Source organism: Streptomyces sp. NPDC006208 (assembly GCF_040613775.1).
Lineage (GTDB): Bacteria > Actinomycetota > Actinomycetes > Streptomycetales > Streptomycetaceae > Streptomyces.
On the sequence record NZ_JBEXSW010000005.1, the window covers coordinates 1 to 18,990 of the forward strand.

An 18,990-nucleotide genomic window follows, 5' to 3' on the forward strand; every position below is an offset into this window, starting at 1 on the left:
TGCGGATCGACATCAGGCCGGGCATCTCGTGCTCGGCGAGCGTGATCTCCTTGCGGCCGAACTCGGCCAGGGACAGGTCCGCGACCTTGAAGTCCTGGCCGGTGGCGACAGTCGACATGCGAACTGCTCCTCGTGGTGTGGTTCGAGGGTGGGTACGGCTGGCTCTGCGATGACCTGGGGCCTGGACTGCTCCGCAATGCGACGGCATGACGGCATGCCGATGCCCGGGTGCTCGCAGTGCAGTCCGTCGGAGGCCCTCTCTCCCTCGGCCGGTCCACGCGGGACCGCCCGACCGCCATCAGCAGCGACGTCTGACTGGTCACGAATCTACACCGATCGGAGCAGTCGACCCCAGCCCGCCCATGCGGGAGAGGCGGACGTCTTCAGGAAACGAGTGGGGAGCGGGCCGGTTGCGCGGGAGGGTTCGCACCTTGGCCTCCGGTCCGACAGACGCCGCTCATGTCCGGGCAAGGTGCGGGCCCCACGCAGGAGTTGCACGGAGCCCGAGGCACGGGCCGGTGCATGTGTGCCGGTACGGGCGTGCCGGTGCAGGGGGCGCCCGACGGCGGTGCCGCGGGCCGTACGGCTGGGCGTGACGCCGAGCGTCATCCTCGTATGCAGTACGCAGAAGGCCCCCTGCCGGGGGGCAGAGGGCCTTTTCCGGTGCGCGGTCGGTGTCAGTGGCCGGCGTCCGGGGTCGGCGCCGGGCCGCCCGGGGACTTGCTCGGGTTGGTGCCCGCCGCAGCCGCCGCCTCGCTGTAGACGTCCGGCTCCAGGTAGATCACCCGGGCGATCGGCACGGCCGCCCGGATGCGGTCCTCGGCGGCGTTGATCGCCTCGGCCACCTCACCGGCCGTGTCGTCGTGCTGGACCGCGACCTTGGCGGCGACCAGCAGTTCCTCGGGCCCGAGGTGGAGCGTGCGCATGTGGATGATGCGGGTGACCGTGTCACCGTCGACCATCGCGGCCTTGATCTTCTCGACGTCGTCCGTGCCGGCCGCCTCGCCCAGCAGAAGGGACTTCGTCTCGGCCGCGAGGACGAGCGCGATCACGATGAGCAGCACACCGATGCACAGGGTGCCGATGCCGTCCCAGACGCCGTTGCCGGTGAGCAGCGCCAGGCCGACGCCGCCGAGCGCGAGGAACAGACCGACCAGCGCGCCCAGGTCCTCCAGCAGGACCACCGGCAGTTCGGGGGCCTTGGCGCGGCGGACGAACTGGGTCCAGGTCAGCTGGCCGCGCAGGGGGTTGGACTCCTTGATGGCGGTCCGGAAGGAGAACGACTCGGCGATGATCGCGAACACGAGGACGCCGATCGGCCAGTACCAGTCCGTGATCTCGTGGGGGTGCTTGATCTTCTCGTAGCCCTCGTAGATCGCGAACATGCCACCGACCGAGAAGAGCACGATGGACACGAGGAAGGCGTAGATGTAGCGCTCGCGCCCGTAGCCGAAGGGGTGCTGGGGGGTCGCCTCGCGCTTGGCCTTCTTGCCGCCGAGAAGCAGCAGTCCCTGATTGCCGGAGTCCGCGAGCGAGTGGACGCTCTCCGCCAGCATCGACGACGAGCCGCTGAACAGGAACGCGACGAACTTCGCTGCCGCGATGGCGAGGTTGGCGGCGAGGGCCGCCACGATCGCTTTGGTGCCGCCTGACGCGCTCATGTGTGCCGGGTGTCCCTTCGTACGTCGTCCGGGCGGTCCAGTTCCTTTGCCCGGTCTTTGCGGTGCGCCATTGTTGCAGCACCGGAAGGCGGCACTGTCTCAGACCACCACCGTTGCGCGGAAGACGGTGCCGGGACCGCCGCCCGTGCCCGAGATCTCTGCCTTTTCCCCGGCCGGCACGAAGGCCGACTGCCCGGGTGTCAGGGTCAGCTCGCCGACCGTCACGCCGCCTGCCGTGCAGAGCAGGATCTGCGGGGTGTGGGCGCTGAGGTCACGGGGTTCGGCCCCGGGTGCCAGGACATAGCGGGAGAGCCGGAATTCGTCGATCGGGGTGTCGTAGAGCTCCTCACCGGTCGGTGATGCCTCGGGGCGCAGCACGCCCGGGTCGGCGGCCTCGAGGCGGACGATGCGCAGCAGTTCGGGGACGTCGACATGCTTGGGTGTCAGTCCGCAGCGCAGCACATTGTCGGAGTTGGCCATGATCTCGACGCCAAGGCCGTCGAGATAGGCGTGCGGGACACCGGCGCCGAGGAACAGGGCTTCGCCGGGCTGCAGTTGGACGTGGTTGAGCAGCATGGCGGCGATGACGCCGGGGTCGCCGGGGAAGTGGTGTGCGATCGACGCGTACGTGGCGTAGCCGCCGCCGAGACGTTCGCAGGCGGCGGCCGCTTCGGTCACCGTGGCCGCCATCTCCTGCGGGTCGGCGCTGAGCACGGCGGTCAGCACTTCGCGCAGCGCGGCCTCTTCGGGGTGGGCGTGCAGCAGGTCGACGTAGGGCTTGAGCGAGTCGACGTCGAGAGCCGCGATCAGATCGGCGGCCTCGGTGGGCTCGCGGAAGCCGCACAGACCGTCGAACGGCGTGAGCGCGCAGATCAGTTCGGGCTTGTGGTTGGCGTCCTTGTAGTTGCGGCTCGGCGCGTCCATGGGGATGCCTGCGCGCTCCTCGGCGTCGTATCCCTCTTTCGCCTGTGCGAGATCGGGATGGACCTGGAGCGAGAGCGGGGCGCCGGCGGCGAGGAGCTTGAGCAGGAACGGCAGGCGCGGGCCGAACTTCTCTACGGCCGCCGCGCCCAGTTCACGCACGGGATCGGCGTCGATCAGCTCGCTGAGCGCGCCGCGGTCGGTGCCGGAGGGAGCTCCGGGGTGGGCGCCCATCCACATCTCGGCCTGCGGCTCGCCGGTGGGGGCGACGCCGAGCAGCTCCGGGATGGCGGTCGTGGACCCCCAGGCGTAGGGGCGCACGGTGTTGGAAAGGCGATCCATGATCGTTCCGAGTCCTTCTCAGGTACTTGTACGGGTACGGGGTACGGGTACGAGTACAGGGACGTGCACGGGTACCGGCACGGGCCCTGCGTGCTACGGCTGGTCGCTCGAATCCGCGAGCGCCAGATACACGGCGGCGAAGTCGGTCACTGCCAGCAGTTCGGCGATCGACTCCAACTGCGTGCCTTCCTCCGGCTCGAGCTCGCTGATCGGCGTGTCATGGCCGAGCGCCAGTTCCCGCGCGGCAGGTGCCGCGGTCAGGCCGCCCGCCGGCTGGTCCCGCAGCAGGACGACGCGGGCGCGCAGCGCCTGCTGCTCGTCGACGCGGTCGCGGAAGAAGTCCTCGGGGTCGGCTCCGGCCGCGAAGTCGCCCACAAGAAGGACTCCGTGGGCGGGCAGTGCCTCGGGGAGCTCGGCGACCAGGGCGGGGCGCCCGGCGAGCTCGGCCAGTACGGAGGCGAACCGGCGCCCCGCGGGGCCTGCGCCCGCGCCCTCGGTCCAGATCAGCGGGAGGCTGTCGGCGAGCTCGGCGGCGAGCGTCTTGGCCGGGTTGCTGTACGTGGCGATGGCGGGTCCGCAGCGTTCGGCGGTGTGGTCGAGGCGGTCGGCGACCTTGGCGAGCGCCTCCGGGGACGCCTCGATGAGGCCGACACGGTCGAGGAGCGCGAGGAGCGGGGTGAACAGCGCCCACAGTGCGCCGGGACCCGCCGAGGCCTGCGTCTCGTCATACGGCTCGTAGGGGGCGACGGCCAGCGGCACGACCATGCCGTGGACGCCGTCGACCGCCTCGGAGAGCGGAGAGCGCTGCGGGGCCACGCCGACGACGGTGCAGCCGCGGCGGTAGGCCTGCTCGGCCAGCTGGGCGAGGCCGGGCTCGCTGCCGTCGGTGGTGACGATGAGGAGCAGATCGACCGAACCGGCCCAGCCGGGCAGCGCCCAGCGCAGGGCGCCCGCGGCGTGGGCCACGCCCGTGGGGGCCAGCCGGATGACGGGGGCAGAGGCGCCGGCCAGGGCGCCGATCAGGTCCGCGACCGCGGAGGCGGCGGTGCCGGAGCCCGCGACGAGGACGGCGCGCGGGCGGCCCTCGGGGGTGAGCTCGGCGATACCGGCCTCGGCGGCGTGCCGGGCCGCGGTGCGTACGCGCGCCCCGGCTTCGGCGGCGCCGCGCAGAAGACCTCGGCGGTCGGCACGGGCGAGAGCGTCCGGCGTGTCCAGGAGCGACTCGTCGAGCATGGGGTTGGGCCTCCGATCGCCGTACGCGGGCGGGGGGTGCGGCTGTGCGGTTGTGGTGACAGGGACGGTCGGCGTACGACCGCGCTCCGTCGCTGTGACCAGGCGTCCGGCGTACCACCTGACGCTCGGCCCTCAGGCGTACCTCCCGGCGACGACCAGCCGTCCTGTGGGTGACCAGTCGGGGTACGGCCGGTGGGGCGTACGTCCGGCGGGTGCGCACACAGGCCGCTGTACGGCCGGCAGGCACAGGCCCTGCCTACGCCGGGCGGCGCGCCTCGTCGACGAGGAGGACGGGGATGCCGTCCCGTACGGGGTAGGCCAGGCCGCAGTCCGTGCCGGTGCAGATCAGCTCGGGTGTGTCGGCTGCCGTGCGGTCGTCGAACGGTGCGTGGCAGGCCGGGCAGGCGAGGATCTCCAGGAGGCCGGCTTCGAGCGGCATAACAGCGGTGTCCCTTCGGGATGCGGATCGGGAAATCCAGCGGATCAAGCGTCGTCAGCCTACCGCCGGGGGGTGGGGTGCGGCTCGTTCTGGGGTGCGTCGCGGGGCGGCGCGGCCGCCCCGGGACGCACTGCGTACGGCGTCAGGCGCCGCGGACCAGCGCGAGGACCTCGTCACGGATCTTGGCCATGGTCGCCTCGTCCCGTGCCTCCACGTTCAGCCGCAGCAGGGGCTCGGTGTTCGAGGGGCGCAGGTTGAACCACCAGTCCTCGGCCGCCACGGTCAGGCCGTCCAGCTCGTCGGTGGTCACGTCCTTGCGGGACGCGAAGGCCTCCTTGACCGCGGCGGCACGGCCGGCCTGGTCGTCGACCCTGGAGTTGATCTCACCGGAGGCGGCGTAGCGGTCGTACTGGGCGACCAGCCCCGACAGCGGACCGTCCTGCGAGCCGAGCGCCGCGAGCACATGGAGGGCGGCGAGCATGCCCGTGTCTGCGTTCCAGAAGTCGCGGAAGTAGTAGTGCGCGGAGTGCTCGCCGCCGAAGACCGCTCCGGTGCGGGCCATCTCCTCCTTGATGAAGGAGTGCCCCACCCGGGTACGGACCGGGATGCCGCCTATCTCGCGTACGACCTCCGGGACCGACCACGAGGTGATCAGGTTGTGGATCACCGTGGAGCCGGGGTGCTTGGCCAGCTCGCGGGCCGCCACCAGGGCGGTGATCGCCGACGGCGGGACGCCCTCGCCCCGCTCGTCGACGACGAAGCAGCGGTCGGCGTCGCCGTCGAAGGCGAGGCCCAGGTCCGCGCCCTCGGACCGCACGCGGGCCTGCAGGTCGACGAGGTTCGCCGGGTCCAGCGGGTTGGCCTCGTGGTTGGGGAAGGTGCCGTCCAGCTCGAAGTACATCGGCACGAGCGTGACGGGCAGCGACCCGAAGACCGTGGGGACGGTGTGCCCGCCCATGCCGTTGCCGGCGTCCACGACCACCTTCAGGGGGCGCATCGCCGACAGGTCGACGAGCGAGAGCAGATGCGCGGCGTAGTCCTCGAGCGTGTCCCGCTCGGTCACCGATCCGGGAGCCGCGACCGGCTCGGGCGCGCCCTGCTCGGACCAGGCCTCGACCAGTGCTCGGATGTCGGCGAGGCCGGTGTCCTGGCCGACCGGCGCGGCGCCCGCGCGGCACATCTTGATGCCGTTGTACTGCGCCGGGTTGTGCGAGGCGGTGAACATGGCGCCCGGCAGACCGAACGTGCCCGAGGCGAAGTACAGCTGGTCCGTGGAGCACAGGCCGATCAGCGTGACGTCCGCTCCCCGGGCCGCGGCGCCATGTGCGAAGGCGCCTGACAGGCCGGGCGACGAGGGCCGCATGTCATGGCCGACGACGATCGCGTCGGCGCCTGTCACCTGGACGAATGCCGCACCGAACAGTTCGGCCAGTGACTCGTCCCATTGATCCGGCACCACCCCGCGGATGTCGTACGCCTTCACGATCTGCGACAGATCAGCAGCCACGGCCCAACCCTTCTGAAAGTCTGTGCGGTCACATCAAACTACCCGCACGAACCAGGGCAGCATCCGGTCCGTGGTTCCGTGTGTCCAGGCCATGACGATCAGGTGCACAACCTGCCCGGTAGGCACCCGTACGGCTTCGTGGGGTGCCGGGAAATGTCGGAATGCTCAGTTCTCGGGGGAACGCAGCACCCGCAGATGGCCGCGGCGCGCGACCTCCATCGGGTCCGCCGACCGCCGGCCGCCCTGGCCGCCGGCCTGGGCGGTACGCCCCTGGGGGCGGGCCGCTTCCCGTACCGCGTTCGCCAGTGCTTCGAGGTCGTCCCCGCTGGGGCGGGCCGGGGCGGAGCCGTCCGTGAGCCGCACGACTTCCCAGCCGCGCGGCGCGGTCAGGCGCTCGCTGTGCTCGGCGCACAGGTCGTAGCAGTGGGGCTCGGCATAGGTGGCGAGCGGGCCGAGGACCGCGGTCGAGTCGGCATAGACGTACGTCAGTGTCGCGACGGCAGGGCGGCCGCACGCAGTGCGCGAACAGCGACGTACAGGGCTCACGACGTTGGACGGTACCGCACTCTTGAGCGGGCTGCGACGACTCTCCACCAGGTCACTCCCCCGTGTCGTGATACGACGAGCCCTTGAGCGCTTCTCCGAGCAACTGCCCTGACCTGCACGGAAAGAGAAGCATACGGGTCACGACAACCCGCGAGCCGGTCACGACTTGGGAGGAATAAGGTCAATCACGATGAGATCGGCGATCGCTGGATGTCGCGCAACCGAGCTCAAGCATGGCCGGAATGTTCAATAAGCGACATGATCTCGCCGGCCGACGGCGACCGGGCGCCTGTCGCCCGGCGAGAGTTACCCTGCGTCAGTGATGGAGAGTCCTGTACCGCCCCGCCCGACCGAACCCAGGCCGCGCCGCCGCGACCGCCACGGGCGAGGCATGCGCGGACCCGTCGCCCCGCCGCAGGTGCCCCTCTCGGCCAGCCGTGCCGAGACCTTCCGTGATCTCGTGCAGGACTCGGTGGAGCGGCTGGAGCGGCGCTGGCCGCAGCTTGCCGATGTCGACTTCATCGTGACGGAGGTGCCGGGCTCACCGGAGGAAGCGGTGCCGCTGGGCAGTGCGGTGCCGGCGACCAAGGACCTGCCTGCCCGGATCGTGATCTACCGCCGGCCCGTCGAGATTCGGACAAAGAATCGGGACGAGCGCGCGCTGCTGGTGCACGAGGTGGTCGTCGAGCAGGTGGCGGAGCTGCTGGGCCTGTCCCCGGAGTCGGTCGACCCGCGGTACGGGCAGGACTGAGCGGCCCTGCGACCGGGCCCGCATCGACCGGGCGAGCCCGGGCCGTTCCCCGTCCTCAGGTACGGCGGGCGCCCACGGACGTCGGGCGCTGTGAGGTACGTCAGTCGTCGAGGACCGACAGGTCCTGCCGCGCGTCCGGGACCGCGACCATCCCCCTGTCGTCCGGCAGCGTCTGGACCGTGAACATCGGGATGCCGTCCTTCGCCAGCTCCAGCGTGCGCGAGGCATGCACCGGGCCGCCCGAGACCGTCTCGACCGTGAGCGCGTACGAGCCCTTGAGCCCCGCCGGCACCGGCGGGGTGACCGCCAGCGTCGTACCCGCCTTGATCTTGTAGGTCTTGACGACCTGGCTGCCGCCCCCGGTGCCCGCGGAGGCAGTGACCTTGACCTCGGCGGCCGCGCCAGGCGCGGTCAGCGACAGGACCGAGCCCTTGGCCCGGTTGTCGGCCACCGAAGCACGCGGTCCCACCGGCGCGGCCGCCGGGATGAACGCGATCTCCTTCTTGGCGCCCTTGCCGCGCACCACGCGCAGCGCGGCCACCACGGGCGTCCGACGGCCCTTCTCGGCGGGGCTGAGGATCAGGGATCCGGCCTCGCCCCGGGTGACGTCCGCCAGGTCGACCGTCGCCGTCATACCGGACTTGACGTGCAAGGTCTCGTGTCCGGCCGGGGTGATCGTGCCGGTGGCACCCGCGAGCTGCACCTTGAGGTCGGCGTCCGCGTCCCCCGGTGCGAAGGCCACCAACTGCACTGATGTGGCGTCGGCCGGGATGCCGGGCAGCACCGCGCTGCCGGACGGGTCGGCCGCCGCGCTCAGCCAGTCGCTGCCGGTCCCGTCCTCGGCGGCCCGCACCACCGCGCCGACGCGGCCGGTGCTGGTGGTCACATGGACGGTGACGTCCTCGGCCTTGTCGGCGGTCAGCGTCGACAGCAGGACCGGGACGCTGGATCCCGCCGGGACCGGGATGCCGTCGGTCAGGGTGGTCTTGAGCGCGCCGTCCTTGCCGTACAGCTCGATGTCGGCGACGGCTCCGGAGTCGTCCGGGTTGGTCAGGTGCACATAGTCCTGGCGGCTCTCGGCGAGGGAGGCGCCGGGCAGCCAGAAGTCGGTGTCGGGCGCGGTGCAGTTGACGCCGAGCACGCCGCGGGCGCCGCCCGCGCCCACGGTGGTGGTCTGCTGCGCGGTCCAGCCGGGAGCCAGGCGACCGGTGGCGGTGCCGACGAGCGCGGGGGCCTCGCCGCCGTTCGCCTCTGCGGAGACGGGTTTGCCGGGCTCCTTCAGGGCGACCACAGCCTTGTCCGCGGGCTGCTTCGCGCCGCCCTTGCCGGCCTTGTCCGCCTTCTTCCCGTCCTCCTTCTCGGAGGCGTCGGGGACGGCCAACGCGGCCGCCGACGGCTTCAGTTCGGCCGAGTCGGCCTCCGTCTCGCCGCTCTGGGCGCCGCTGTCCTTCGCCGCAGGCGGCGTGAAGGACGTGTACCGGGTCTCCGCGAGTTCGGAGTTGCTCGGCGCAGGGCAGAGCAGACTGGTGCGTTCGACGGGCAGCCTTGCCGGGGTCCTGTCCCCGGCCGATGCCGTGCCGTCCGGTGCGGTGAGCGAGGCGAATCCGGTGACCGCAGCGAGGGCGGTGGCGGCCGCGATCAGGGAGATGGTCGTGCGGTTCACTCTGAATCGCCTCGCGTCGTGCCGGGGGCCTGGGCCGGGGGTTCGGGGTAGCCGCCGTTCGGGTCGCCGTAGCCGTAGGGGTCGTACGCCCCCTCCTGCTGGTACTGGTCGCCGCCGTAGGACGGTGCCTGGTACGGATCGGCCTGGTACTGCTGCTGGTACTGGCCGTCGCCGTAGGGCTGTTCGGCGCCGTAGTGCTGCTCGGCGGCGTACTGGCCGCCTGTGTACTGCTCGGCGGTGTACCCGGAGTCGGTGTACGCCTGCGTGGTGTCCCACTCGCCGTACTGCTGTTGGGGCACCGCAGCGTACTGCCCGGAGCGGTCGTCGTACGCGGCGAACGCGTCCTGGTCGGAGGCGTGTTGGCGGTACGGGTCAGGGTCGGGGGCGTCTTCCTGGACGGCGGCCCCGGCCGCTTCCGCCTCGGCCATCGCGCGCAGCCTGCGCGCCCTGCGTCCTTCGCCGTCCACCGGCTGCGCGGGTACGGCGAGTTCCTCGTCCGGCAGGTCGTCGTCGACCTCGCGCCGCCGGCCGGGCAGCGCCAGCACCAGCAGCACCACCGCGAGGAAGGCCTGTGTCCAGATCCACGCGGTGTGGGCCGCCGGATCCTTGTACGTGAGGGCGAGCCGGCCGCCCTCGGCAGGCAGCTCGAAGCCTTGCGCCCAGCCGTCGACGGTGGTCTTCGTCAGCACCCGGCCGTCCAGGGTGGCCTGCCAGCCCACAGCGGCGCGGTCGGCGATGCGCAGGATCCGTCCGGACTCGCCGGCCGGGATGTCGGCGTGCGCCTCGACGGGCCCGGAGGCGACCGGCAGCGGGTCGGCCTTGCCGCTGACGATGGTGGCCCGGGCGACCTGGCTGTCGACGGCCCACAGGGCACTGCCGTCGAGCTGGCTGAGCCGGCTCAGGCCCGGGGTGGCGTCGAGCACGCGGCTCATCTGGCGCGGCGCTCCGTCGCGCACAAGGACGTAACGGATCGCGAAGCCGCTGAGCTGGCTGGTCTGGTCGGCGCCGGAACCCGCGACCAGATTGGCGACGATCTTGTCCAGCCGGGCGTCGCTGCCGCCCGCTTCGGCGAGCTCGGAGTCGCCGAGGCGCCCGCCGGAGCCGCGGACCAGGGTGTACGAGACCTCGGCGGGCGAGGTGCCGCCGAGTACGAGTGTGCGTGGCTGGTCGCGGGTGTCGCTCTCCGCGGCCACGAACGCGGGCACCTGGACCGGGTCGCGGCGCTTGAGAGGGTCCGCCGCCCCGCTGAGCATCCAGTTGGCCGCGGCCAGCAGCGGGGCGAGGCCGGCGGCCAGCGCGACAAGCGCGGCGAGCGGCTGGCGCCAGCCGAAGCTCTGGGCGGCGACCCGGGCGCGGGCGCCCTCCGCCCCGAGGACGGCGGCCGTGAGCAGCGCAGTGCCGTAGACCAGGGTGGCGGGGCCCGCCCAGCCGGTCGCGTCGTCGCCGGAGCCGTTGACGAGCACCGCGAAGATCAGCGCGACCAGGGCGACGGCCCAGGCCGTCCGGATCGCGAAGCTTCGCTCCTCGCGCAGCAGCGCGGCGAGCGCGGCCAGCACGATGCCGATCATCACGAGGCCGCCGAGGGCCTTGGGCCCGCCGGGACTGACGCCGAGCAGGTCGAGCGCACCGGCCGGGGCGGTTCCGTAGGCCAGGCCCGCCTCGCGGAGGAAGCCCGAGGGACCGGTCAGCAGCGACAGCGACCACGGGGCGAGGACGAGGACCGGGGTGCCGACGGCGGCGAGGAAGCGCAGCGCGTAGGCGGCGATGTCGTCGCGGCGCAGCACGAGGACGGCGATGCCGAGAACAACGGCCAGCGGCCATACGACCGGCGTGAAGGCCATCGTGAAGGTGAGCAGCAGGGCGTAGGCCCAGGTGGCCCGCCAGCTGCCGCGGGCGCCGCCCTGGGCGCGCAGCCCGTGGGCGGCGACGGCGGCGCGGGCGAGCAGCGGCAGCATGATCGCGAGGACCGCCGTGCCGAGGCGGCCGGTGGCCAGGGCGCCGGTGGCGGCCGGCAGGAAGGCGTAGGCGATGCTCGCCCAGGCGCGCAGCAGCCGGGATTCGACGACGGGGCGTGAGGCGAAGTACGCGGTGAGTCCGGCGAGCGGAACCGAGCAGACCAGCAGCACGGTCAGGGCAAGGCCGGTGGACCCGAGGAACAGCGCCGACAGGGCCGCCAGCACCGCGAGGTAGGGGGGTGCGGTCTGGGTGCCGCCGGTGCCGACGGGGTGCCAGCTGTCGGCGTAACGGCTCCAGAGGTCGGACACATCGGCGGGAGCGGGCAGCAGGGCGCCGCCGGCCAGGGAGCCGCCGCCGAACAGCGCACGGCAGGCGACGAGGGAGACCACGAGCAGCATGGCGAACAGGACCGGCCCGGGCTTGCGCGCGATCTTCTTCAGCCTGGCGAACTGCTCGATCTCGAGATAGTCGGCGTCGTCCCCGCCGGGGCCCGTTTCGACGGCGCCGTGGCGGGAGCCGCCGGAGTCGGCGTCCGAGCCGCCGAAGTTGGACGCGATCTGTTCGAAGGTGGCGCGTACCGTGGCGCCGGGGGGCGGGAACAGCGGGCGCAGTTCGCCCGCCTCGACCGCACGCCGCGATCGTCTGCGGCGTCCGGCGATGATCCGTTCGGGCCGCAGCAGGACCTGGAAGAGTCCCATGACCTCGTCGACGGCCTGGCCCGGCACCTTGCCGACCAGGTAGGCGAGGGTGCGCAGCAGGGTGCCGAGGACGACGCGCAGCAGTACGTACGGCAGCGCGACGCCGCGTGCGTTGGTGAGCAGGGTGTAGACGGCGCCGGCCTTGTCGACGCGGTGCGGGCTGGTGACCGAGCGGCCGGCGCAGTCGACGGTGCGGCGCTCGCGGGCCGAGGCCTCGGCATGCCGCAGGACGGCGCCGGGGGCGACGAGGACGCGGTGGCCCGCGGAGTGCGCCCGCCAGCACAGGTCCACGTCGTCGCGCATCAGCGGCAGCCGCCGGTCGAAGCCGCCGAGCTCTTCGAAGACGTCGCGGCGGACGAGCATGCCGGCGGAGGAGACGGAGAGCACGGTCCGGATCTGGTCGTGCTGTCCCTGGTCCTGTTCGCGCCGGTCGAGCCCGGTCCAGCGGCGGCCGCTGTTGGCGATGGAGACGCCGGCTTCGAGAAGCTGCTTGCGGTCGTACCAGCCGCGCAGCTTGGGTCCGATCACGGCCGCGTACTCGTCGGAGTCGGCGACGCGCAGCAGCTCGGCGAGGGCGCCGGGTTCCGGTGCGCAGTCGTCGTGGAGCAGCCACAGCCACTGGACGGGCTCGCCGTGGGGCAGCTCCGGCATGTCGTACGCGTCGTCGCGCCAGGTCCTGCTGACCGGGTCCCAGCCGCTGGGCCGCTTCAGGTACGGCAGGTCGTCCGGGGTGAGCACGGCGGCGGTGCGGGCGGCCTCGTCGACGGCGGCGCCGAAGCCGGTGCGGCGGGCGAGATGCAGGACGCGGTCGGGTCCGAGGGCGTCGGTCAGCAGCTGCGCCGAGTCGTCGGCACTGCCGGTGTCGGCTGCCATGACGTTCTGCACGGGACGTTCCTGGCCCAGGAGCCCGGCGAGGGCATCGGGAAGCCAGCGTGCGCCGTCGTGGGCGACGAGCACGGCGGTGACGACATGCCGCGGGAACTCGGGCGGCTGCGCCGGGACAAACGCGGCGGTGGTGGCGGACATTGAGGTACGGGCCCTCCGGCCGGGTGACCCCGTAGGGGCGTTGGTGCGTCACGGACGGGGCCCCACACTAACGGCTGGCATGTAGACGGTCCGCCGCCTGTGGACAAGACGCAGGCGGCGGACCGATTGACATGTATGCATTTGTGCGATTTCGTCCGGTCGACGAGGGAGTCGGGGAGGGACCGGCGCGACGGCGGCCGGAGGGCGGTCAGACGGCCGCCTTCTTCAGGCGGCGGCGCTCCCGTTCGGACAGACCGCCCCAGATTCCGAATCGCTCGTCATTGTTGAGGGCGTACTCGAGGCATTCCGAGCGGACTTCGCAGGCAAGGCAGACCTTCTTCGCCTCGCGGGTCGATCCACCCTTCTCGGGGAAGAAGGACTCGGGGTCGGTCTGGGCGCACAACGCGCGCTCCTGCCAGCCGAGTTCATCGTCCGCGTCCTCGACCAGCAGTTGCTGGAACAGCTCGGTCATGTGCGCCCCTCGTCTGTCTTTGCGTCCCCGTGATGTTGCCGCCGCGATCGATTTCGGCCGAACGACACGAGTGAAATTACAAGTGTGTGGCTCCGGGCCAGTCAAGCCGAGATCTGCTATTGGGCCCGGTATTCACTCTGCGGAACCAAGGCTATGCGGAAAGTGTTCAAATCACCAAAAAAGTGACACATGCCAGCGGCCTGCCCCCGCACCCCTCCCGTCACCGGGGGAACGCCCCCCTCGCCACGGAGGACGCCGCAAACATCGATCTTGTTTCAATCCAGCCAACGAAGCGATCCGGATCACAGTCCGGTCACGGAATCTCAACGGCGTTTGCGCGCACGGTTGCTGCGCCATGTCTCCGAGCCTGCGGCTGCACAAACCTTTCTCCGACTGGAGTAACCGGAAAAGGTGAAACATTGCCGCCAAACCGGTCATTGGGTTGACAGTCGGAGAGGGGACCCGGCACCTTTGGTTCCATGCCAGCGACCTCAGCGCCCCTCGCGAACCCCGTCCGTGGGTTCCGCAGCGCTGTCCAGGCGCGCTGTTGCTGTTCCAGCTGTTGATGCCGTAGCGCTCCAGCTTCCCCTCTCCGCATCTGCGCGAGACCGCGACACCCCAGCACTGACCTCTTCTGTTTCTGCCGAGGAACCACCGCACCCATGAACAGCGACAGCGACCTCCAGATCGCCGGCGACATCCTCGCCGTACAGCACCTCCTCCAGCCCGCCCGCGAGCACCCGGCCACCGTGGCCGAGTTCGCCGGCCTGGCCCGCTCCATCGCCGCTGACCGTGCGCAGTGGGAGCACCTCGTCCGGTACGACGCCACCTCGCGCTGGTACCACCGGCTGCGGACCGGCCCCGGGTACGAGATCTGGCTGCTCAGCTGGGTCCCCGGCCAGGGCAGCGGGCTGCACGACCACGGCCGCTCCTCCGGGGTCCTCACCGTCCTCGACGGCGAGCTGACCGAGCGCACCGAGCAAACCGACCGCGGCGGACGCGGCGAGCGCTCGCTCACGGCGGGGGCGCAGCGGGTCTTCGCTCCCGGCTATGTGCACGAGGTGGTCAACGACTCCCTCGAGCCGGCCGTGAGCCTGCACGTGTACTACCCGGGCCTGACCGAGATGCCGATGCACGCGGCCCGCTGCGCCCAGGACGTCGTTCCCGTCTGAAGCCACTGCACTTCGCCTGACAGGCCCGCCCTCCGCCGGCTACCGCCGCCAGGTGCACCGGGCCGACCACCACCCCCCGGCCGATCAGGCTTCGCCTGACAGACTGTCTGCATGCGCATTGTGGTTCTGGCCGGCGGCATCGGCGGCGCCCGTTTCCTTCGCGGCCTCAAAGCTGCGGTCCCGGACGCCGAGATCACCGTCATCGGCAACACCGGTGACGACATCCATCTGTTCGGGCTGAAGGTCTGTCCCGACCTCGACACCGTGATGTACACCCTCGGCGGTGGCATCAACGAAGAGCAGGGCTGGGGGCGTGCGGAGGAGACCTTCCAGGTCAAGACCGAACTCGCCGCGTACGGCGTCGGACCGGAGTGGTTCGGACTCGGCGACCGCGACTTCGCCACGCACATCGTCCGCACTCAGATGATCGGTGCGGGCTATCCCCTCAGCGCCGTCACCGAGGCACTGTGCGCGCGCTGGAACCCGGGCGTACGGCTGCTGCCGATGTCCGACGACCGCGTGGAGACGCATGTCGCCGTGCAGCTCGACGGCGAACGCCGGGTGATCCACTTCCAGGAGTACTGGGTGAGGCTGCGCGCCTCGGTCGACGCCGACGCGGTCGTGCCGGTCGGCGCGGACCAGGCGAAGCCGGCGCCCGGAGTGCTGGAGGCCATCGCCGAGGCCGACGTCATCCTCTTCCCGCCGTCCAACCCCGTGGTCAGCATCGGCACGATCCTGGCGGTGCCGGGGATCCGCGAGGCGATCGCCGAGGCGGGCGTCCCGGTCGTGGGGCTGTCCCCGATCGTCGGCGACGCACCCGTGCGCGGCATGGCCGACAAGATGCTGGCCGCGGTGGGCGTGGAGGCCACGGCAGCGGCCGTGGCCCAGCACTACGGCTCCGGGCTGCTCGACGGCTGGCTGGTCGACACCGTCGACGCGGCCACCGTCGAGACGGTCGAGGCGGCCGGCATCCGGTGCCGGGCCGTGCCCCTGCTGATGACGGACGCGGACGCGACCGCCGAGATGGCACGGGCGGCGCTGGCGCTCGCCGAGGAGGTGCAGGGGTGACCTCGCCGTCGTACACGGTGTGGGCGCTGCCCGGACTCGGTGAGGTACGGCCCGGCGACAACCTCGCCAAGCTGATCGCCGCGACCACGCCCGGGCTCGTCGACGGGGATGTCCTCCTCGTCACGTCGAAGATCGTGAGCAAGGCCGAGGGCCGCGTCGTCGAGGCGGCGGACCGGGAAGCGGCCATCGACGCCGAGACCGTACGGGTCGTGGCGCGGCGCGGCACGCTGCGTATCGTCGAGAACCGGCAGGGCCTGGTGATGGCCGCAGCCGGTGTCGATGCGTCCAACACCCCTGCCGGGACGGTGCTGTTGCTGCCCGAGGACCCGGATGCCTCGGCCCGCGCCCTCCGCGACGGGCTGCGGGACGAACTGGGTGTGACCGTCGGCGTGATCGTCACCGACACCTCCGGGCGGCCGTGGCGCACCGGGCTCACCGATGTCGCGATCGGCGCGGCGGGGGTGCGGGTTCTGGACGATCTGCGCGGCGGCACCGACACCTACGGCAACCCGCTCAGCGCGACGGTCGTCGCCACGGCCGACGAACTCGCCGCCGCCGGTGACCTGGTGAAGGGCAAGGCGAACGGACTGCCCGTCGCGGTGGTCCGCGGTCTGCCGCATGTGGTGGCGGACGTCGACGAGAACGCCCGCACACTGGTGCGGTCCGGGGCCGACGACATGTTCCGGCTCGGGACCTCGGAGGCGATCCGGGAGGCGGTGGCCCAGCGCCGGACGGTGCGGGAATTCACCGACGAGTCGGTGGACGGGGGCGCGGTGCGCCGCGCGGTCGCGGCGGCGGTGACCGCTCCGGCGCCGCACCACACGACGCCGTGGCGCTTCGTGCTGCTGGAGTCGGCAACGTCACGGCAGCGGCTGCTCGACGCGATGCGCGACGCCTGGATCGCCGACCTGCGGCGCGACGGCAAGTCGGAGGAGTCCGTCGCCAAGCGCGTCCGGCGCGGCGACGTGCTGCGCAACGCCCCGTACCTGGTGGTCCCGTGCCTGGTGATGGAGGGCTCGCACCACTACGGCGACGAGCGCAGGGACGCGGCCGAGCGCGAGATGTTCGTGGTCGCGGCAGGTGCCGGTGTGCAGAACTTCCTGGTGGCGCTGGCGGGCGAGCGGCTGGGGTCGGCATGGGTGTCCTCGACGATGTTCTGCCGCGAGGTGGTACGAGAGGTCCTGGACCTGCCCGCCTCGTGGGACCCGATGGGCGCGGTGGCAGTGGGCCACGCGGCGGCCCCGCCGAAGGAACGCCCAGCGCGGGAGGCATCGGCGTTCATCGAGGTGCGGTGACCGCGGACCCGGTTCGCGGGCCCGGCCGGTCCAGGTCCGTCGGGCGTCGCCCCGCCCGCGTCACCACGCCCCGATGTCCACCCGGCGCATCTTCGGCTCGCGGCGCGGCGGGGTGCGGCCCGAGAGGAGGAGCAGGCGGGCCGCGCGATGGCGCTGGCCTGCGTAGGGCTCCAGCAGCTTCAGCATCGCCTCGTCGTCCGTGTTGCGCTCGCCCGCCAGCGCATAGCCCACGATGCGCGGCAGATGCAGGTCGCCGATCGTGACCGCGTCCGGGGCACCGTTGCTGCGCTGGATCGTTTCGGCCGAGGTCCAGGGGCCGATGCCGGGGATCAACTCCAGGCGTGCCATGGCCTGGTCGGGCTCCATGGCAGCCGCCTCCTCCAGCCGGCCGGCCACTCGCACCGCGCGCAGGATCGTTGATGCACGCTTGTTGTCGACGCCCGCGCGATGCCAGTCCCAGGAGGGGATGAGCGCCCAGGCGCGCGGCTCCGGCATCACATGGAGGCGCTCGTCCGGACCGGGAGCGGGCTCACCGTGCCCCCGCACAAGCAGCCGCCACGCCCGGTACGCCTCGTCCGTCGTCACCTTCTGTTCGAGGACCGACGGGATCAGGGACTCCATGACGAGCCCGGTGGACGTGAGCCGCAGGCCGGGGCGGCGGTGCTGGGCGTGGGCGACCAGACGGTGGCGCGGGACGAAGAGCGAGGGGTCGTCGAGTGCGCCGAGAAATGCCGGGAGCTGCTCCAGCAGCCACTCGGCACCCGGACCCCATGCCTCGGCCTCCACGTCCCCGTCCCGCACGGCCACCCGGAGTGTGCCGGGCCCGGCGGGCGTACGGGTGGCCCGCCAGACCGATCCGTCCGGCGTCGTACGGAAGGTCGGGTCGGCGGGGCCTCGCCGCAGCGGGCCCAGAACCAGGCCGAGGTCGAGCGGCCACGGCGGGGTCCAGCGGCGGGTGCGGCCGCCCCGGGCCTGACGCGGTATGCCCGCGGGTACGCGGGTGTGGCCGCCGCGCACAGTGGTCCGGCTCGTACCCGGCTCGAAGCGTCCTGCCATACGGTCAGGCTACTGGTCGGGGGAGAACCGGATCGCGGCGTCGGGAAGCACGGCCCCGCACCACACACGGACGCCGTCACGGAGCTCGTTGTCCGCGCCGACCGTCGCGCCGTCGCCTATGACCGCGCCGGACAGCACCGTACGCGCCCCGATCCGCGCCCCCTCCCCGATCATCGAGTCCGCGATCACCGCGCCCGCCTCCACCACCGCGCCCGCGAGCACGGTGCTGCCGTCGATCCGGGCGCCCTCGCCGACCAGTGCCCCTTCGCCGATCACCGTGCCGCCGGTGAGCTTCGCGTCGGGCGCCACCCGCGCCGACGGCAGCACCAGCCGGTCGCCGCACCGACCCGGCACCGCAGGGGACGGGGCGCGTCCCAGTACCAGGTCCGCGGAGCCGCGGACGAAAGCGTGCGGAGTGCCGAGGTCCAGCCAGTACGTGGAGTCGACCATGCCCTGGAGATGGGCTCCGGAGTCGAGCATGCCCGGGAAGGTCTCGCGTTCCACGGAGACGGGCCGCCCGGCCGGGACGGTGTCGATGACCGAGCGGCGAAAGACATACGCGCCCGCGTTGATCTGGTCGGTGACGATCTCCTCGGGGGTCTGCGGCTTCTCCAGGAACGCCGTGACCCGTCCCGTCGCGTCCGTGGGCACGAGTCCGTACGCACGCGGGTCCTCGACCCTGGTCAGATGGAGCGAGACATCCGCGCCGGTCGAGCGGTGGGTGGCGACCAGAGCCTTGATGTCCAGGCCGGTCAGGATGTCCCCGTTGAAGATCAGCACCGGGTCGTCGGGACCGGACCGCAGCAGGGAGGCCACATTGCGGATGGCGCCACCGGTGCCGAGCGGTTCGTCCTCGGTGACGTATTCGAGGTGCAGCCCCAGCGACGAGCCGTCGCCGAAGTGCGGCTCGAAGACCTCGGCCAGGTACGAGGTGGCGAGCACGATGTGCTCGACGCCCGCCGCCCGGGCCCGGGCCAGCTGGTGGGTGAGAAAGGGGACGCCCGCGGCCGGAACCATCGGTTTGGGCGTGTTGACCGTGAGCGGACGGAGCCGGGTTCCCTTTCCTCCGACCAGGAGGATCGCTTCTGGGGCCAGGTTCAATGCCTTCTCTGCTTCCTGCCGGGGCCGGGCGCGGTCGCCTGTTGGAGACCGGCCAGTGTAGGCAGTGCGTTCGGCGCGTACCG

Annotated in this window: 16 protein-coding genes; 4 read left to right on the plus strand and 12 right to left on the minus strand. The window is 72.0% G+C overall.

The genetic code is table 11. The annotated features are described in order from the left end of the window. The 7 genes from ABZ208_RS04975 to ABZ208_RS05005 form a co-directional block, all read right to left on the minus strand. Window positions 1-118: adenosylhomocysteinase (locus tag ABZ208_RS04975; protein WP_356908332.1), on the minus strand; the 118-nt coding region annotated here is incomplete at its 3' end. A gap of 559 nt (window positions 119-677) precedes the next feature. After that, on the minus strand, window positions 678-1,661 hold the full coding sequence (locus tag ABZ208_RS04980; protein WP_356908181.1) for a cation diffusion facilitator family transporter: 984 nt from the start codon (window positions 1,659-1,661) through the stop codon (window positions 678-680). 99 nt (window positions 1,662-1,760) lie between these two features. Then, window positions 1,761-2,924: a mannose-6-phosphate isomerase, class I gene (gene manA, locus ABZ208_RS04985; protein ID WP_356908182.1), complete on the minus strand. Its 1,164-nt coding sequence runs from the start codon at window positions 2,922-2,924 to the stop codon at window positions 1,761-1,763. Between the two features lie 93 nt (window positions 2,925-3,017). Further along, on the minus strand, window positions 3,018-4,157 hold the full coding sequence (locus tag ABZ208_RS04990; protein ID WP_356908183.1) for an SIS domain-containing protein: 1,140 nt from the start codon (window positions 4,155-4,157) through the stop codon (window positions 3,018-3,020). Between the two features lie 256 nt (window positions 4,158-4,413). Next, window positions 4,414-4,596, minus strand: a complete 183-nt coding sequence (locus ABZ208_RS04995; RefSeq protein ID WP_328399934.1) for a Trm112 family protein — start codon at window positions 4,594-4,596, stop codon at window positions 4,414-4,416. A 142-nt stretch (window positions 4,597-4,738) separates the two neighbouring features. Next, entirely contained in the window at window positions 4,739-6,103 is a 1,365-nt protein-coding gene (locus ABZ208_RS05000; protein WP_356908184.1) for a phosphomannomutase/phosphoglucomutase, read from the minus strand. A 165-nt stretch (window positions 6,104-6,268) separates the two neighbouring features. After that, entirely contained in the window at window positions 6,269-6,697 is a 429-nt protein-coding gene (locus tag ABZ208_RS05005; protein ID WP_356908185.1) for a DUF3499 domain-containing protein, read from the minus strand. 274 nt (window positions 6,698-6,971) lie between these two features. On the opposite strand from ABZ208_RS05005, the gene ABZ208_RS05010 reads away from it, so the two are divergent. Continuing rightward, window positions 6,972-7,400, plus strand: a complete 429-nt coding sequence (locus tag ABZ208_RS05010; protein WP_328405840.1) for a metallopeptidase family protein — start codon at window positions 6,972-6,974, stop codon at window positions 7,398-7,400. 100 nt (window positions 7,401-7,500) lie between these two features. Here ABZ208_RS05010 and ABZ208_RS05015 read toward each other — a convergent pair whose 3' ends face one another. From ABZ208_RS05015 to ABZ208_RS05025, 3 genes are all read right to left on the minus strand, one after another. Beyond that, entirely contained in the window at window positions 7,501-9,063 is a 1,563-nt protein-coding gene (locus tag ABZ208_RS05015; protein WP_356908186.1) for a DUF5719 family protein, read from the minus strand. Continuing rightward, window positions 9,060-12,743, minus strand: coding sequence for a glycosyltransferase family 2 protein (locus tag ABZ208_RS05020; RefSeq protein ID WP_356908187.1), 3,684 nt, complete (start codon window positions 12,741-12,743; stop codon window positions 9,060-9,062). Before ABZ208_RS05020 ends, ABZ208_RS05015 begins: the two co-directional genes overlap by 4 nt. Window positions 12,744-12,951: 208 nt before the next feature. Then, window positions 12,952-13,215: a WhiB family transcriptional regulator gene (locus tag ABZ208_RS05025; RefSeq protein ID WP_256525783.1), complete on the minus strand. Its 264-nt coding sequence runs from the start codon at window positions 13,213-13,215 to the stop codon at window positions 12,952-12,954. Window positions 13,216-13,877: 662 nt separating this feature from the next. Between ABZ208_RS05025 and ABZ208_RS05030 the strand changes: the two genes are divergently transcribed. The 3 genes from ABZ208_RS05030 (at window position 13,878) to ABZ208_RS05040 (ending at window position 16,750) form a co-directional block, all read left to right on the plus strand. Then, entirely contained in the window at window positions 13,878-14,387 is a 510-nt protein-coding gene (locus tag ABZ208_RS05030; protein ID WP_356908188.1) for a cysteine dioxygenase family protein, read from the plus strand. A gap of 111 nt (window positions 14,388-14,498) precedes the next feature. Then, a complete protein-coding gene (cofD, locus tag ABZ208_RS05035) occupies window positions 14,499-15,455 on the plus strand; it encodes a 2-phospho-L-lactate transferase (protein ID WP_356908189.1) in 957 nt (318 codons plus the stop codon). Then, a complete protein-coding gene (locus ABZ208_RS05040; protein ID WP_356908190.1) occupies window positions 15,452-16,750 on the plus strand; it encodes a coenzyme F420-0:L-glutamate ligase in 1,299 nt (432 codons plus the stop codon). The genes cofD and ABZ208_RS05040 overlap by 4 nt, the downstream gene beginning before the upstream one ends. 60 nt (window positions 16,751-16,810) lie before the next feature. On the opposite strand, the gene ABZ208_RS05045 is transcribed toward ABZ208_RS05040, so the two are convergent. Together ABZ208_RS05045 and ABZ208_RS05050 are read right to left on the minus strand one after the other, a co-directional pair. Then, a complete protein-coding gene (locus ABZ208_RS05045) occupies window positions 16,811-17,806 on the minus strand; it encodes a DNA-3-methyladenine glycosylase 2 family protein (protein WP_356908191.1) in 996 nt (331 codons plus the stop codon). A gap of 9 nt (window positions 17,807-17,815) precedes the next feature. Then, the gene (locus ABZ208_RS05050; protein WP_356908192.1) at window positions 17,816-18,907 is read right to left on the minus strand and encodes an NDP-sugar synthase; all 1,092 of its coding nucleotides are present in this window, start codon (window positions 18,905-18,907) and stop codon (window positions 17,816-17,818) included. Between the last annotated feature and the right edge of the window lie 83 nt (window positions 18,908-18,990).